This is a genomic window from Hydrogenophaga sp. OTU3427 (assembly GCF_038440225.1).
Lineage (GTDB): Bacteria > Pseudomonadota > Gammaproteobacteria > Burkholderiales > Burkholderiaceae_C > Hydrogenophaga.
On sequence record NZ_JASATI010000004.1, the window covers coordinates 131,783 to 145,612 of the forward strand.

At 69.5% G+C, this 13,830-nt stretch carries 12 protein-coding genes and 1 pseudogene; 8 read left to right on the forward strand and 5 right to left on the reverse strand.

Annotated elements, in window-relative coordinates; translation table 11 throughout:
• The first annotated feature begins 8 nt into the window (after window positions 1-8).
• From AAHB17_RS03985 to AAHB17_RS04000, 4 genes are read left to right on the forward strand one after another with little or no spacing between them, the layout of a single operon-like run.
• Window positions 9-782, forward strand: a complete 774-nt coding sequence (locus AAHB17_RS03985) for a c-type cytochrome (protein ID WP_342129200.1) — start codon at window positions 9-11, stop codon at window positions 780-782.
• Window positions 779-2,104, forward strand: coding sequence for a cytochrome c (locus AAHB17_RS03990; protein WP_342129201.1), 1,326 nt, complete (start codon window positions 779-781; stop codon window positions 2,102-2,104). The genes AAHB17_RS03985 and AAHB17_RS03990 overlap by 4 nt, the downstream gene beginning before the upstream one ends.
• A 6-nt stretch (window positions 2,105-2,110) precedes the next feature.
• A complete protein-coding gene (locus tag AAHB17_RS03995) occupies window positions 2,111-2,530 on the forward strand; it encodes a thioredoxin family protein (protein ID WP_342129202.1) in 420 nt (139 codons plus the stop codon).
• A gap of 48 nt (window positions 2,531-2,578) precedes the next feature.
• A complete protein-coding gene (locus tag AAHB17_RS04000; protein ID WP_446719551.1) occupies window positions 2,579-2,884 on the forward strand; it encodes a LysR family transcriptional regulator in 306 nt (101 codons plus the stop codon).
• On the opposite strand, the pseudogene AAHB17_RS04005 reads toward AAHB17_RS04000, so the two are convergent.
• A pseudogene (locus AAHB17_RS04005) lies at window positions 2,881-3,147 on the reverse strand (integrase core domain-containing protein); the annotation flags it as partial. The gene AAHB17_RS04000 and the pseudogene AAHB17_RS04005 overlap by 4 nt on opposite strands.
• A 215-nt stretch (window positions 3,148-3,362) precedes the next feature.
• On the reverse strand, window positions 3,363-4,274 hold the full coding sequence (locus tag AAHB17_RS04010) for a LysR family transcriptional regulator (RefSeq protein WP_342129203.1): 912 nt from the start codon (window positions 4,272-4,274) through the stop codon (window positions 3,363-3,365).
• Window positions 4,275-4,369: 95 nt separating this feature from the next.
• Between AAHB17_RS04010 and AAHB17_RS04015 the strand changes: the two genes are divergently transcribed.
• Both AAHB17_RS04015 and AAHB17_RS04020 read left to right on the forward strand, forming a co-directional pair.
• Window positions 4,370-5,416 (forward strand): amidohydrolase family protein, encoded by a 1,047-nt coding sequence (locus AAHB17_RS04015; RefSeq protein ID WP_342129204.1) that lies wholly within the window; start codon window positions 4,370-4,372, stop codon window positions 5,414-5,416.
• A gap of 77 nt (window positions 5,417-5,493) precedes the next feature.
• On the forward strand, window positions 5,494-6,477 hold the full coding sequence (locus tag AAHB17_RS04020) for a Bug family tripartite tricarboxylate transporter substrate binding protein (RefSeq protein WP_342129205.1): 984 nt from the start codon (window positions 5,494-5,496) through the stop codon (window positions 6,475-6,477).
• 61 nt (window positions 6,478-6,538) lie between these two features.
• Here AAHB17_RS04020 and AAHB17_RS04025 read toward each other — a convergent pair whose 3' ends face one another.
• The 3 genes from AAHB17_RS04025 to AAHB17_RS04035 form a co-directional block, all read right to left on the reverse strand.
• On the reverse strand, window positions 6,539-9,709 hold the full coding sequence (locus tag AAHB17_RS04025) for an EAL domain-containing protein (protein ID WP_342129206.1): 3,171 nt from the start codon (window positions 9,707-9,709) through the stop codon (window positions 6,539-6,541).
• Window positions 9,710-9,802: 93 nt separating this feature from the next.
• The gene (locus tag AAHB17_RS04030) at window positions 9,803-10,351 is read right to left on the reverse strand and encodes a hypothetical protein (RefSeq protein ID WP_342129207.1); all 549 of its coding nucleotides are present in this window, start codon (window positions 10,349-10,351) and stop codon (window positions 9,803-9,805) included.
• A 36-nt stretch (window positions 10,352-10,387) separates the two neighbouring features.
• Window positions 10,388-11,440, reverse strand: coding sequence for a DMT family transporter (locus tag AAHB17_RS04035; protein WP_342129208.1), 1,053 nt, complete (start codon window positions 11,438-11,440; stop codon window positions 10,388-10,390).
• 97 nt (window positions 11,441-11,537) lie between these two features.
• On the opposite strand from AAHB17_RS04035, the gene AAHB17_RS04040 reads away from it, so the two are divergent.
• Both AAHB17_RS04040 and chrA read left to right on the forward strand, forming a co-directional pair.
• A complete protein-coding gene (locus tag AAHB17_RS04040; RefSeq protein ID WP_342129209.1) occupies window positions 11,538-12,479 on the forward strand; it encodes a chromate resistance protein ChrB domain-containing protein in 942 nt (313 codons plus the stop codon).
• A complete protein-coding gene (gene chrA / locus AAHB17_RS04045) occupies window positions 12,476-13,822 on the forward strand; it encodes a chromate efflux transporter (RefSeq protein WP_342129210.1) in 1,347 nt (448 codons plus the stop codon). Before AAHB17_RS04040 ends, chrA begins: the two co-directional genes overlap by 4 nt.
• Window positions 13,823-13,830 lie beyond the last annotated feature (8 nt).

Sequence of the window (13,830 nt, forward strand, 5' to 3'; positions counted from 1 at the left end):
TGCCCGCCATGACATCGCTGCTTCCCCATCTGGCCGCCGCCTGCCTGGCCGCCTGCGCTGCCTGGGCCACCCCGTCCCATGGAGCCACAGTGGCCGATTCGATCGCCGAGCGGGTGCAGGCCTGCACCGCCTGCCACGGCGACCAGGGGCGGGCCACGGCCGACGGCCACTACCCCAGGCTCGCGGGCAAGCCGGCGGGCTACCTCTATCAGCAGCTCAAGCATTTTCAACTCGGGCAGCGCCATTCGCCGTTGATGACCCGCTGGGTCGGGCGCCTGAACGACGGCTACCTGTGGGCCATGGCCGAGCACTTCGCGGCCCTGGACCTGCCTTACCCGGCGCCCGCCCGCAGCACGGCGTCGACCGCCACCCTGGTGCGTGGCCAGCAGCTGGCGCAGCACGGTGACCGCGCGAGCGGCGTGCCGGCCTGCGTGGCCTGCCACGGCGCCACCTTGACCGGACTGTTGCCCCGCACCCCTGGCTTGCTGGGCCTGTCCCGGGACTACCTGAACGCCCAGCTCGGTGCCTGGCGCACCGGTGCCCGGCGCGCGCACGCGCCCGACTGCATGGCCGAGGTCGCGCGGCGGCTGGCGCCCGACGACGTGGTGGCGGTCAGCGCCTGGCTGGCTGCACAGCCCGTGCCCAGGGCGGCCGGCCCGGGCCACGCGAGCGAGCGCCTCTCGGCCACGGCATGTGGCGGTCTGGCGCCACCACCCGAGCCTCTGCCGGCGCCAACATCTGCGCGACCGTCCATGGCGCCAGCCGAAGGAGGCCAGCCATGAGCGCGCTGTCCATCCGCCACCTCGCCGGGGCCGCCCTGGTGCTTGTGCTGGCCGCTGGCGGGACCCTGCTGGGCTGGCTGGCCTGGCCCGCCCGGCCGATCGCCGTGGGCCACGTGCCCACCACCCCGGCGGACGCCGCCACCATCGCGCGTGGCCGCTACCTGGCCCAACTGGGCAACTGCCAGGCCTGCCACACGCCGCGAGGCGGCGCGCCCTTCGCGGGCGGGTTGGGCATCGCCACGCCGTATGGCACGGTCTACGGCAGCAACCTCACGCCCAGCGCGGCCGGCCTGGGGGCCTGGAGCGCCGACGACTTCTGGCGCGCGCTGCACCACGGCCAGTCGCGCGACGGCCGCTGGCTGAACCCCGCCTTCCCTTACGCCAACACCACCCACGTCAGCCGCCCGGACAGCGATGCCCTGTTCGCCTACCTGCGCAGCCTGCCGCCCGATCCCACGCCGGCGCCGGCGCACGCCGTCCGCTGGCCTTACAACACCCAGCTCGCGCTGGCGGCGTGGCGCCTCCTGTACTTCAAGCCGGGCGATGTTCCCGCCGAGGCCCCGGTGGCGCCCGCGCCGGGGGAGACCGCCGCCGCCGTGCGCCGTGGCGCCTACCTGGTGAACGGGCTCGCGCACTGCAGCGCCTGCCACGCGCCGCGCGGTGCCCTGGGCGGCAGCCGCGACCCGCTGAGCCTGGCCGGTGGTTTGATCCCGGGCCACCATTGGTACGCGCCGTCGCTGCTCGACCCCGCCGACGGCGGCGTGCAGGACTGGGCGACGCAGGACATCGTCGACCTGTTCCAGAGCGGCCGTGGTGGCGATGCCATCGTCACCGGCCCCATGGCCGACGTGGTGCAGCACGGCACCCAGCACTGGGCCGCGGCCGATCTGGAGGCATTGGCCCTCTACCTGAAGCAGTTGCCGCGGCCGACCGCCGCGCAGCGCACGCGGTCCGCGTCCCCCTCGGGCGCGTCGCTGGACCGGGGCAGGGCGCTCTACGACCGGCACTGCGCCGACTGCCACGGTGACCAGGGCCAGGGCCGCGCGGGCGCGGATGGTCGATGGGCCTATGTGCCCTTGGCGGGCAACCGCAGCGTGGGCCAGGCATCGCCGGCGAACCTGATCCAGGCGGTGCTGGCGGGCGGCTTCGGCCCCAGCACCGGGCGCCATCCGCAGCCCTACGGCATGCCCCCCTTCGTGCTGAGGTTCAACGACGCTGAACTGGCGGATCTGCTCAGTTTCATCCGATACTCCTGGGGCAACCAGGCCCCGCCGGTGACCGAACTCGAGGTCCGGCAACTGCGGGGCCCCATCGGACCCTAGCCCCTCATGCTGCGCAGCGACACCGACGAAAGACAAACCCAGGCCCCATGGGCCACTGATTCCGGCACCGGCCTGTGGGTGGTGTGCCTGTGCGCCGAATGGTGCGGCGTGTGCCGCGACTGGCGCGGCGAGATGGCGGCCGTGGCGGCGGCCCATCCCGGTGTCCAGCTGCGCTGGCTCGACATCGAGGAGGAGGCCGATCTGTTGGACCGCCTTGACATCGAGATCGAGACCCTGCCGACCCTGCTGCTGTTCCGTGCCGGACAGACACTGTTCTTCGGCCCCATCCCGCCACGGGCCGACGCCTTGTCGCGGCTGATCCGCAACGCCCTGTCGGACGGGGTGAAACCACAGGCTGTCGAGGCCCCGGTGGCGGCCTTGCAGGCCTGTCTGGGCCGCGAGCCCGCCCGCTTGCGCGCGGTGTGAGGCGAAGCACAGAGACCGACGGACCTCAAACAACTGCGCTATTTCGTGATGGTCGCCGAGGAGCTGAGCTTCAGCAAGGCGGCGGCCAAGCTGCACATGTCGCCGCCGCCACTGTCGCAGCAGATCAAGTCGCTGGAAGAAGAGATGGGCGTGACGCTGTTCACGCGCAACCGCCGTGAGGTGAGGCTGACCGAGGCCGGGCGCGTGTTCCTGCGCGAAAGCCGCATTCTGCTCGACCAGTTCCGCTCGGCCGTCAGCGCGGCGGTCCACGCCAGCCACGCCAACGTGGGCAGCTTGCGCCTGGTCGTGGCCCAGGGCTCGCTGGACATGGGCATCGTGCACGTGCGGCCCTAGCTGTTGAGTCTCAAGAGGTTGTTCATGGTCGGGATGCGGCTCATGGGCGGCTGATGGTTCAGAGCGGAGTGTGGCCGGCACCAGTTGTAGCCGTCAATGAAGGGCTGCAAGGCAGCCTGGCGTTGGGCTGAACTCTCATGGGGTCTGGCATAGGCCCATTCGCGCAAGCTGGTCTGTAAGAAGCGCTCGGCCTTGCCGTTGGTCTTGGGCGTGTAGGGCCGTGTTCGGATGTGCCGGATGCGCAGCTCCTGGCCGGCGGCCCGAGCTGGCGCGCAGCGAGTGGCTGCCGTGGATGCGGCGCCTGCCGCAGTGCCCCAACGTGTTCGTCAAGATCGGGGGCCTGGGCACCGCCGTGTTTGGCTACGATTTTGCGTCGCGGCCGATGCCGCCTTCGTCGCAGGTCTCGGCGCCTAGGTAGCCAGCCGTGCAAGCCGTCAGGGGGCGTTGACACCCGCTCCCTTTCCGGCCACCAACCCGCCTACCATGCCCCCTTGAGGCTGCCTCGCGCCGCAGCGATGAATGCTTCACACGCGGGCGAAAGGTGCCGGTCGCGCTTGGTCACGATGTAGATGTCACGCGAGACACGCGGCTCCTGCAGCACCTTGACGACCAACTGGTCTCGGTAGGCAGACTGCAACGCGTAGGCCGAGGGCATGATGCACGGTGCCAGGCCGCAGGCTGTCATCCACAGTGAAGTGGATTGGAATGACACCTCGTTGACCACGCGCAGGCTCACGCCAGCCTGTGCCGCGCTCAGGTCCACCAGGCGGCGCACGCCATAGCCCGGCCGCCCCGTGATCACGTTATGCCCCTCCAGGTCGGCCCAGCGCACCCGGCGCGCCTTGGCCAGCGGATGATCGGGCAAACACACCAGCGCCAGATGGTCTCGCAGCAGCGTCTGCTGGTTCACGGCATTGGCGGCGTGTTCAGGCGTGCCGATGCCGAAGTCCACGTGTTCCCCCACGATGCGCGAGAGAAACTGGTCCGGCGCACAGTCATCCACGCGCAGCACGATGTCCGGATGGTCCGCGCGAAAGGCCTGCACGATGCGCGGCATCAACATGCCGGCCAGCGTGGGCGTGATCACCACGGACACCTGGCCCCGTCGCAGCTCGCGCAGGTCGCGAAAGCCACTGCTGAGCGCACCCACGTCGCGCAGGATGCGCTCGGCCAGCACGGCCGCCTCCTGTGCCGCCTGTGTGGGCTGCAGCGCGCGCGTGGTGCGCTCGAACAGGCGCACACCCAGCCCCTCCTCGAGCTGGCGGATCAGCACGCTCACCGCCGACTGGGTCACGAACAACTGTGCCGCGGCCGCGCTGAGCTTGCGCAAGCGGTAGACGGCCAGGAAGGCTTGCAGCTGACGCACGGTGGGCAGGGCCTTTTGATTCATAAAGTGACTTCAACTTGGCTTTGTAATTTTTCGATTTACGCATGAATCAGACTGCGCTCCAATCCCTGCTTTCCCCATCACGACAAGGAGACTCCATGCAGGACACAGCCCAGACGCGCGGGTATCGCCGCATCGCCACCGAAGAGGCCTGGGCCCCTGCGGAACTGGTGCAGCGTTACCTCAAGCTGCTTGAGTCCGGCACCCACAATGACCCTGGCTTCGCGAATCTGTGGGGGTTCTTTGGACAGAGCAGCTCGCCGCGCGCACGCGACCTGCTTCATCGCATCCAGGACATGGAGCAGCGTCGCCTGGCCGACATGGACGCCGCCGGCATCGATATGCAGCTGCTGATGCTCACCGCCCCGGGTGTGCAGATGTTCGACGCCGCCACGGCCTGCGACATGGCGATCTCCGCCAACGACCAGGTGGCCGAGGTGATCCGCCGCCATCCCACGCGCTTCGCTGGTCTGTGCGCCTTCGCTCCCCATGCCCCCGAGGCCGCCGCTCGCGAAATCGAGCGCAGCGTGAACCGGCTCGGCCTCAAGGGCGCGCTCGTGAACTCGCACACGCAGGGCGAGTACCTGGACGACCAGAAATACGATCCCATCTTCGCGGCCTGCGAGGCCTTGGACGTCCCGCTGTACATCCACCCCAACTCGCCCTCGCCGCAGATGGTGCAGCCCTTCTTGTCCCGCTGTCTGGACGCCGCCATCTATGGCTTCCAGGCCGAGACCGGCTTGCACGTGTTGCGGCTCATCGTGAGCGGTGTGTTCGACCGCTTCCCCAAGCTCAAGGTCGTCCTGGGCCACCTGGGCGAAGGCCTGCCGTTCTGGCTCTACCGCATCGACTTCATGCATGCAGGCATCGTTCGCTCCAATCGCAGCGAAGGTGTCAAGCCTCTGCTGCGCAAGCCGAGCGACTACCTGCGCGAGAACTTCTGGTACACGACCAGCGGCATGGCGTGGGAGCCCTCCATCCGCTTTGTTCAGCAGAACATGGGGCACGACCGCGTGATGTACGCCATGGACTACCCCTACCAGTACGTGCCTGAAGAGGTGCGGGCCATGGACAAGCTGGACCTCAGGCCAGAGCAGAAGCACCAGTTCTTCGAAGGCAATGCCGCAAAGCTCTTCAGACTCTGAGTGCTCCCTGTTGTGGTCTCCAACGGACCACCTCGCACGACAGGGCGCACAAAGCACAACAGCCAGGAGACATCCCCATGTACACCCGCAGATACGTCTTGGCGGCGCTGACCGCCGCTCCCCTGGCAGGCCTGCCCCACATCGGCCACGCACAACAACCGGCGTGGCCCACACGCCCGATCCGCCTGGTGGTGACCTTCCCACCCGGTGGCAGCAGCGACGCGGCTGCGCGCATCGTCGCCCCCAAGCTGGCCGAGCGGCTGGGCCAGCCCGTGGTCGTGGACAACAAGCCCGGCGCCGGCGGGGGCGTGGGCTTGGAGCAAGTCGCGAAATCACAGGCCGACGGATACACCCTCGTCCTGGCGGCCGCGGGCGGCCTCACGGCCAATCCCTCGCTCTACACCAAGCTCAACTACGACCCGGTACGTGATTTCGCCCCGGTCACCTCATTCGGCACCAGTCCCTTCGTGCTGATCGCCAACCCTTCGCTGCCCGCGAAGACCATCGGCGAGGTTCTCTCCATGGCCAAGCGTCAGCCCGGCAAGCTGAGCTACGCTTCTGGTGGCAATGGCACGGCCATGCATCTGTCGGGTGAACTTGTGAAATCCATGGGTGGCGTACACATCCTGCACATCCCCTATCGAGGGAGCGGTCCCGCGATGTTGTCCGTGATGTCCGGCGAGACGCAACTGGCTGTCGTGGACCTGGCCACGGTTGCCGGCCAGCTGCAGTCCACCCGTCTCAAGGTGCTGGGCGTGATGGACCGGCAGCGCTCCTCGCTGGCGCCGGACTTGCCGACACTGGCCGAGACCGGCCTCAAGGATTTCGACGCCGCAGGCTGGTTCGCCATCCTCGCGCCCGCCGCCACACCTCAACCTATCGTGACGCGCCTCAACACCGAGATCACCGCCATCCTTCGCCTGCCCGAGGTTCGGGAGCGTTTTGCTGCCACCGGCCTGGAACCCCTGCCCAGCACCAGCGATGAGCTCGCCCAGCGCATTCGGACAGAGACGACAAAATGGGCGCAAGTGATCAAGGTGTCGGGGGCAAAGCTGGATTGATTCCACCGCGGTTTCCGAACGCCTGCATCCGCGCTGCCGCGACTGGGTCCGGGCTCCAGTCTCAGAGCTGCTTCCACAGTCCTTCGCGCCGCCAGTTCTCGCACCAGTCGGGCAGGTCCGCTGCCGGCATGGGGCGGGCGATGCCATAGCCTTGCACCTGGTGGCAGCCCAGCTGGCGCAGGGCCGCGCCGTGTTCCAGCGTTTCCACGCCTTCGGCGATGACGTCGCGGTGAAACGCCTCGGCCAGCTGGATGACACCCTGCACGATGCCCAGGTCGTCCGGGTCGGTGAGCATGTCGCGCACGAAGCTCTGGTCGATCTTCAGTGTCTGCACCGGCAGCTTGCGCAGGTAGGTCAGGGACGAATAGCCGGTGCCGAAGTCGTCCAGTGAAAACGTCACGCCCAGCGCCATGCAGCGCCGCAGGATGTCCACCGCCTGCTGCATGTCGCCGATGGCGGCGGTTTCCAGCACCTCCAGTTCGAGGTGGCTGGCCGGCACGTCCGGGTGCCGGTCCAGGGCCTGGCGAAGCCGGTCGCTGAAGTCCGGTTGCAGCAGGTGGTTGGCGCTGATGTTCACGCTGACGTGCAGGGGCTGACCGAGGCGCGTCCAGGTGCCCATCTGCGCCAGCGCGGTGTCGATGACCCATTCGCCGAAGGCCGCTTCGAGTTCTTTGCCGGACACGTGTGTCAGGAATTCGCGTGGCGGCAGCAGGCCGCGCTGCGGGTGTTGCCAGCGGATCAGGGCCTCAGCCCCGATGACGCTGCCGTCGAGCAGGTTGACCTTGGGCTGGTAGTGCAGCACGAATTCCTGGTGGTCCAGGGCCGCGCGCAGCTGGATCAGCCGCTCCCGGTGCCGCTGCGCGAGGCGGTCGATTTCCGGGTCGAACATCTGGTAGCGGTTCTTGCCCGCCTGCTTGGCCAGGTACATGGCCTGGTCGGCGTGGCGCAACAGGGTGTCGGGGTCGGCGTTGTCCGCCGGGTACAGGCTGACGCCGATGCTGGCCGAGATGCTCAGCTGGTGCTCGTCGATCTGGACCGGCTGCCGCACGACGTGCAGCACGCGGTCCAGGATCAGGCCACATTCCTCGGGCGATGTCACGTCGGTGAGGATCAGCGCGAATTCGTCGCCGCCGAGCCGCGCCAGCGTGTCGTCCGCGCGCAGGACGGTCTTGAGGTGCTCCGTCACGCCGACCAGCAAGCGGTCGCCCACGGGGTGGCCATGCCGGTCGTTGATGAGCTTGAAGCCGTCCAGGTCCAGGAAACAGACCGCGCTGAGCTTGCCGCTGCGGTCCGAGCGCAGGATGGATTGCTGAAGGCGGTCGGTCAGCAGGCGGCGGTTGGGCAGCTCCGTCAAGGGGTCGTAGTGCGCCACATGATCGAGTTCCCATTCGTGGGCCTTGAGCTGGCTGATGTCGGTGTGGGTGCCGGACATCAGCAGCGGCGCGCCGTCGGCGGTTCGGGTCACGATGCGGCCGCGCGACTGGATCCACTTCCACTGGCCGTCCTTGGTCTTGCAGCGTATCTCGGCCAGGTGGCTTTCCGTTTCGCCGGCCACGTGGCGCCGGATCAGCTCCATCGTCGCGGGCAGGTCGTCGGGGTGCACCAGGTCGGGCCAGTGCTCGGTGCCGACCAACATCTCGCCGGGCGCGTAGCCCAGCATGCTTTCCCAGCGGGGGCTGACCTGGAAGGCGTCGGTCTGCAGGTTCCATTCCCAGTAGCCCTGGTCGGCCCCTTCCAGGACCCGGGCCAGCTGCTGCTGGCTGGCGCGCAGGGCGTCCTCGGCCTGCCGCCGTGCGGTGATGTCCATGCCCAGCACGTAGTAGCCCTCGATCCGGTTCTGGGCATCGTGCCGGGGCACGTAGTTGATGGCGTGCCAGACACCCGGGAACGGCTCCCAGTCGTAGCTCTGGGGCTTGCCCTGCAGCACCTTCTCGATGAACGGTGCGGCCACCGCGTAGCGCTGCTCGCCCAGCACGTCGCGCACCAGGCGGCCGGTGAGGTCCTCGCTCGTGGGCGCGAAGCGCATGCGGTAGCGCGCATTGGCGTAGGCATAACGCTGCTGCGGGTCGACGTAGGCGATCATGGCCGGCACGTTGTTCATCACGCTGCGCAGGTGGAACTGGGTTTCCTGCAACTCGGCGGTCCGCTCGTCGACGCGTTGCTCAAGCTGGCGGTTCTGGTCGCGGATGAGCTGCTCGGCGTGCCGCGCCACGCTGTCATCGCGAAAGACGATGACCACGCCGAGCACGTCGCCTTGGGCGCTGCGTATGGGGGCGGCGCTGTCGGCGATGGGCACTTCCTTCCCATCCCGTGCGATGAGCATCGTGTGCCGCTCCATGTCATGCGGCCGCCCGTGGGCCAGGACCCTGGCCACCGGCACTTCGGCGGGGGCTCGCGTGTGTTCGTGGACGAGTCGCAGCACGTCTTCGATGGGCCGCCCCTGCGCCTGCGCCACGGGCCAGCCGGTCAGGTCCTCGGCCACGCGGTTCATGCGGTTCACCCGTCCCTGCGCGTCGGTGGCGATCACCGCGTCGCCGATGGAGTGCAAGGTGGTCGCCAGGTGTTCCTCGCTGTCGGCCAGACGCTGGCGCGCGAGCGCGGTGTCGCGGGTGTGGCGCCGGATCAGGGCAAAGGTGGCCAGCAGCATGGCCGTGGTCAGCGCCGAGAGCAGGGCGCCGGACAGCAGCACCCGCTGGCGCGTTTCCAGCTGCTCCGCCACGCGCTGGCCGAGCAGTTGGCGCTCGCTGGCTTCCATGTCCGCCAGCAGCTGGTAGGCGCGCTTGCGCGAGGCTTGCAGGGGCGCCGTCGCCACGTAGGCAGAGGCGGCTTCCATGCCTTGGGTCTTGCGCAGGGCCTCCACATGCCGTGACATGGCCAGGCGTTCATCGATCACCTGGCGCAGCTCTTGCCAACGCACCAGCTGCAGCGGGTTGTCGCGGGTCTGCTCCTTGAGCTGCCGCAGCAACTGTTCCCGCGACGCGATGGTCGCATCGCGTTCCGCCAGCTGGGCCGGGTTGCCGGTCAGCCTGAAGTTCTGCGTGCTCAGCTCGATCTGGATGGAGTCGCTGCGCGTGCGCGCCAGGCTGGTGAGCACTTCGTGGGTGTGCGAAACCCATTGGGTGGCTTCCGTGGCGTCCACGCCCACCTTCCAGGTGATCCCCGCCAGCAGGACGATGCAGACCACGGCGGCCGTGAAGGCGGCGAGGAGGCGGGTTTCAAAACGGACCGGCATGGGCAAGTGCTGACTTGATGAAAATGATCTGAGCACATTGTGAAGCTGCCTTGAGCTTTTCGCGTGTTCAGGCCTGGCGAAAGGAAAAATCTTTCATGGCTGGGGTGGCTGCACCGCCTCGATCGCCTGGAATTTCAAGTGGTGCATCAGCTCCCGTACAAGAATCAGCAGGGCCGCTTCCTCTGCGGTGGCGCCCAGCGGGTCCGGACCGGCCGGATAACCCATGGCCACCGATGCCATGTGCTGGAACGCGGCTTCCACCTGTTCGACCGCCACCCCGGGCACGCCCGGCGGCTGCGCCGGGGCCAGACGCTGCAGCAGGCGCCGGATGGCAGGCTCGTCGCTGACCAGCGTCGCGCCCGGCACGTGGCCGTGTACCCGCGCCAGGGCGTCCTCGATCACGTCGATGGCCTGTTCGATCTCGCCCGGGCGTGGCGGCGCGTGCCGCAGGCACTCACGGCCCAGGCGGGCCGGGGCGAGGGGCAGGCTGATGCCCGCCTGCGCGCCGGCCGTGTGCCCCATGGCGAGGTGAATGGCCTGCGCGTCCATCCACAGCAGGGTCAACGGACCGCTGCCGTGCACCTGCGCCCGCGCGTGGGCGAAACGCGCCGCCCATTCGGCGGGAAGATCGGATGACAACATGGGGCCTCCAGGGGCAGTCGGGTGGGGGGGATGGGCTCAATGGCCGTGCAGGTGGTGCGCGTCCGGCACGTGGGGGTGGGCGTGGCGCAGGGGCTCGTGCCGGTGAGGGTGGCTGTGGGGGCCGTGGGGCATCACCACGTGGTTGTGGCCATGGTGCCCGTCGTCGTGGGTGTGGGCGTGTTCGTGCTCCATCGCCTCGTGCGCGTGTTCGTGCGCGTGCCGTTCCGCCAGGTGCAGGCGCACCCCGCCGAGCATCAACAGACCCGCCAGGCCCATCCACCACGAAACGGACCGGTCCCCCAGCGCCAGGGCGCCCAAGGTGCCAATGAAGGGCGCAAAGGCAAACACCGAGCCGGTGCGCGCCGCGCCAAACGCCCGCTGGGCCAGCAGGTAGAAACGCAGGCTCAGGCCGTAGCCGGAGGCGCCCACCAGCAACAAGGCCAGGGCGGTGGCGGCCGGCGGCACGGGCTCGCCCCAGGCCAGCGCGATGCCCGCCGTGGCCGCCGCGCCCAGCCCGCCCTTGATCAGGACCACCTGTCCCGGATCGCGGTCGGCGACGCCGCGCGACAGCGTGTTGTCCACGCCCCAGGCAACCGTGGCCACCGTGACGGCCAGCAGGCCGAGCAGTTGCACCTGCCCGGCCTGGCCCTGTTCGAACACCAGCACCACGCCGCCCGCCAGCAGCAGGGCCACCGCGGCGGCGACCCGCCGGTCCAGCGCCTCGCCGTACCAGCGCCAGGCCAGGACGGCGGTGAACACGGCCTCCAGCGTCAGCATCAGCGACGCGCTGGCGCCGCTGGTCCGCTGCAGGCCCCAGGCCAGCGCCACGGGGCCCAGCACGGCCCCCATGGCCGCCATGGACAACAGGCGGGGCAGGTCGCCCCGGCGGACCTGCGCCTCCCGGCTGGCGGGCTGGCGCAACCCGCCCGCGACCAGCGCCGCGCCGGCGTACAGCAACGCCGCGGTGGTGAAAGGCCCCAAACCCTGGCCGAAGCGCTGCACCAGCGGTGTGCTCAGGCCAAACAGGCTGGCGGCCAGCAGCGCGAACAGGGCGCCCTGGCGCGCGGGAGAAATGGGCGGGCGGGTCATGAAGGCATTGTCGCGCGGCGCGGGTGGCCACGAAGCGGCCACCCGTTTGATGATGTGGATATAGATGCTTCAATAATTGTGTCGTACATTACAAAGCATGTGGTCCATCCTCTTCATCACGCTGCCCACCCAGCCCACGGCGGTGCGCGTGCGCGTCTGGCGCGCGCTCAAGGCCCTGGGCTGTCCGGCCTTGCGGGATGGCGCCTACCTGCTGCCGGCGGCACGCCAGGCCCTGTTCCAGCCCCTGGTCGACGAGGTCAACGAACACGGCGGGTCCGCCATGGTGCTGGGCCTGAGCCCCAGCAGCGACGCGCAGCGCGACCAGTTGCTGGCGCTGTTCGACCGCAGCGAGGCTTACGCGCAGTGGCGTGGCGAGGTTGACGTGCTGGCCCAGGGGCTGGGCCGAATGGGTGAGCCTGACGCGCGGCGCCGCTGGCGGGCCCTGGCCCAGGGCCTGCAGGACATCCAGCTCATCGACTATTACCCGGGCGAGGCCACGCGGCAGGCCGACGCCGCGCTGGCGGCCCTCAAGAGCGCGTTGGACACCCATTTTTCCCAGGGCGAACCCCAGGCCCGGCCCGACCACGGCATCGCGCGGCTGGACCCCCGCAAATTCCAGGGCCGGCGCTGGGCCACCCGGGCCCGGCCCTGGGTGGACCGCCTCGCGAGCGCCTGGCTGATCCACCGCTTCATCGATCCGCAGGCCGACTTCGTGTGGCTGTCCGACGTGTCGCGCCTGCCGCGCGGCGCGCTGGGCTTCGACTTCGAGGGCGCGCGTTTCAGCCACGTCGGCGCGCGTGTCACCTTCGAGGTGCTGCTGGCCAGCTTCGGGCTCGACAGCGATGCGCGGCTGCAGCGCCTGGGCGGCGTGGTGCACTACCTCGACGCCGGTGGCATCCCCGTGCCCGAGGCCGCCGGCCTGGAGGCCGTGCTGGCCGGCCTGCGCGTGCTGCACACCAACGACGACGGCCTGCTCGCGGCCGCCAGCGCGGTGTTCGATGCCTTGCTTGCCGTCCCCACCGAATCCCACCCATCATGAACACCTCCACCCCTGTCGACCGCCCCGCGCCCGTGGGTTTCTGGGAAGCCTTTCGCTTCTGGCTCAAGCTGGGCTTCATCAGCTTTGGCGGCCCGGCCGGGCAGATCGCCATCATGCACACCGAGCTGGTGGAGCGTCGGCGCTGGATCAGCGAGAAGCGCTTCCTGCACGCGCTCAACTACTGCATGCTGCTGCCCGGCCCCGAGGCCCAGCAGTTGGCCACCTACATCGGCTGGCTGATGCACCGCACCTGGGGCGGCATCGTGGCCGGGGCCTTGTTCGTGCTGCCGTCGCTGTTCATCCTGATCGGCCTGTCCTGGGTCTACGTGGCGTTTGGCGACGTGCCGGTGGTGGCCGGCCTGTTCTATGGCATCAAGCCGGCGGTCACGGCGCTGGTGCTGCACGCGGCGCACCGCATCGGCACACGTGCGTTGCGCAACCGCTGGATGTGGGGCATCGCCGCCGCGTCCTTCGTGGCCATCTTTGCCTTCGACACGCCTTTCCCCGCCATCGTGGCGGTGGCGGCCCTGATCGGCTGGCTGGGCTCGCGCCACGCGCCCGGCGTGTTTGCCCTGGGCGGCGGGCACGGTGCCGCCCACGCGGGTTATGGCCCGGCCCTGATCGACGACGACACGCCCACCCCGGCGCACGCCCGCTTTTCGCGCGCCCACCTGCTGCGCATCCTCGCCATCGGCGGCGTGTTGTGGCTGCTGGTGATGGGCGCGCTGGTGCTGGCCCAGGGCTGGGACGCCACGCTCGCGCAGATGGGCTGGTTCTTCACCAAGGCCGCGCTGCTGACCTTTGGCGGCGCCTATGCCGTGCTGCCCTACGTCTACCAGGGCGCGGTCGAAACGCACCAGTGGCTCAGCGGCCCGCAGATGATCGACGGCCTGGCGCTGGGCGAGACCACGCCGGGGCCCCTGATCATGGTGGTGGCCTTCGTGGGGTACGTGGGCGGCTGGCAGAAGGCCGTGCTGGGCCCGGACGCGTTGTTCCTCGGCGCCGCGCTGGCCGCCACCGTGGTCACCTTCTTCACCTTCCTGCCGTCCTTCGTGTTCATCCTGGCCGGTGGCCCGGCGGTCGAGGCCACCCACGGCAAGCTGGGCTTCACCGCGCCGCTGTCGGCCATCACGGCCGCCGTGGTGGGCGTGATCGTCAACCTGGCGCTGTTCTTCGCCTACCACGTGCTCTGGCCGCGCGGCTTCGACGGCCCCTTCGATGCCGCCTCGGCCCTGATCGCCGCGGCGGCGGCCGTGGCCCTGTTCCGTTTCAAGCTGGGCGTCCTGCCCCTGCTCGGCGCCTGCGCGGCCGCCGGGCTGGTGCTCACTCTGTGGCTGCGCTGAAGGATGGA

What these genes read in the sequence shown, in the direction of transcription:
- AAHB17_RS03985 (WP_342129200.1), top strand. Translation starts at nt 9, where the DNA reads ATGACATCGCTGCTTCCCCATCTGGCCGCCGCCTGCCTGGCCGCCTGC.
- AAHB17_RS03990 (WP_342129201.1), top strand. Translation starts at nt 779, where the DNA reads ATGAGCGCGCTGTCCATCCGCCACCTCGCCGGGGCCGCCCTGGTGCTT.
- AAHB17_RS03995 (WP_342129202.1), top strand. Translation starts at nt 2,111, where the DNA reads ATGCTGCGCAGCGACACCGACGAAAGACAAACCCAGGCCCCATGGGCC.
- AAHB17_RS04000 (WP_446719551.1), top strand. Translation starts at nt 2,579, where the DNA reads ATGGTCGCCGAGGAGCTGAGCTTCAGCAAGGCGGCGGCCAAGCTGCAC.
- AAHB17_RS04010 (WP_342129203.1), bottom strand. Translation starts at nt 4,274, where the DNA reads ATGAATCAAAAGGCCCTGCCCACCGTGCGTCAGCTGCAAGCCTTCCTG.
- AAHB17_RS04015 (WP_342129204.1), top strand. Translation starts at nt 4,370, where the DNA reads ATGCAGGACACAGCCCAGACGCGCGGGTATCGCCGCATCGCCACCGAA.
- AAHB17_RS04020 (WP_342129205.1), top strand. Translation starts at nt 5,494, where the DNA reads ATGTACACCCGCAGATACGTCTTGGCGGCGCTGACCGCCGCTCCCCTG.
- AAHB17_RS04025 (WP_342129206.1), bottom strand. Translation starts at nt 9,709, where the DNA reads ATGCCGGTCCGTTTTGAAACCCGCCTCCTCGCCGCCTTCACGGCCGCC.
- AAHB17_RS04030 (WP_342129207.1), bottom strand. Translation starts at nt 10,351, where the DNA reads ATGTTGTCATCCGATCTTCCCGCCGAATGGGCGGCGCGTTTCGCCCAC.
- AAHB17_RS04035 (WP_342129208.1), bottom strand. Translation starts at nt 11,440, where the DNA reads ATGACCCGCCCGCCCATTTCTCCCGCGCGCCAGGGCGCCCTGTTCGCG.
- AAHB17_RS04040 (WP_342129209.1), top strand. Translation starts at nt 11,538, where the DNA reads ATGTGGTCCATCCTCTTCATCACGCTGCCCACCCAGCCCACGGCGGTG.
- chrA (WP_342129210.1), top strand. Translation starts at nt 12,476, where the DNA reads ATGAACACCTCCACCCCTGTCGACCGCCCCGCGCCCGTGGGTTTCTGG.